The sequence below is a fragment of the Brasilonema sp. UFV-L1 genome (genome assembly GCF_012912105.1).
Classification (GTDB): domain Bacteria; phylum Cyanobacteriota; class Cyanobacteriia; order Cyanobacteriales; family Nostocaceae; genus Brasilonema.
This window is the reverse complement of sequence record NZ_QMEA01000337.1, coordinates 1-505: the sequence shown is the minus strand read 5'-3', so window position 1 is coordinate 505 and position 505 is coordinate 1. Positions and strand designations below refer to the sequence as shown.

1 protein-coding gene is annotated in these 505 nt (G+C 42.0%); it reads right to left on the bottom strand.

The features are described from left to right. Nucleotides 1-10: 10 nt before the first annotated feature. A partial coding sequence (locus DP117_RS35270) for an ISAs1 family transposase (RefSeq protein ID WP_169222776.1) occupies nt 11-505 on the bottom strand: 495 nt, incomplete at its 5' end.

Here is a 505-nt window from a genome sequence, read left to right as displayed (position 1 = left end):
GACAGGGGGATTACAGTAGAGGAGAATAGTTTGGTAAAGATGCTGCTAACACAGAAACCATGTATTGATCATTCATAGCAGCTCGCCTTGATTTTTGGCGAATACTGCGACGAAAAGTTGGTTCTCGGTCTAAAGTATTGAGGGCAATACGACGTAGTAAAGCAAAGTTTTGTGGGCTATGCAGAGAACGAATCCGAGATTTATCCTCATGGAAGGTGACATCCAACGTCCAATGAAGTGAGTTTTCAATCCCCCAATGCTGTCGAATCGCGCTACCAATTTTGTTAGCATCACTAGCGAGACTAGTAATATAAAATTGAACTTCATAGGTAGTTTTATTCCAATACTGAATCGAACGGACTACCATGACTACTGTTCTCAGTCCTACCCACTGGTGTTGTTCATAAAGTGGTGGTAGTTGTGAAACTGGGACAGTATAAACTTTACGATTTTCGATGCGGTGATGTCCTTTTTCTACCCGCTGACTAATACTCACATCAACACC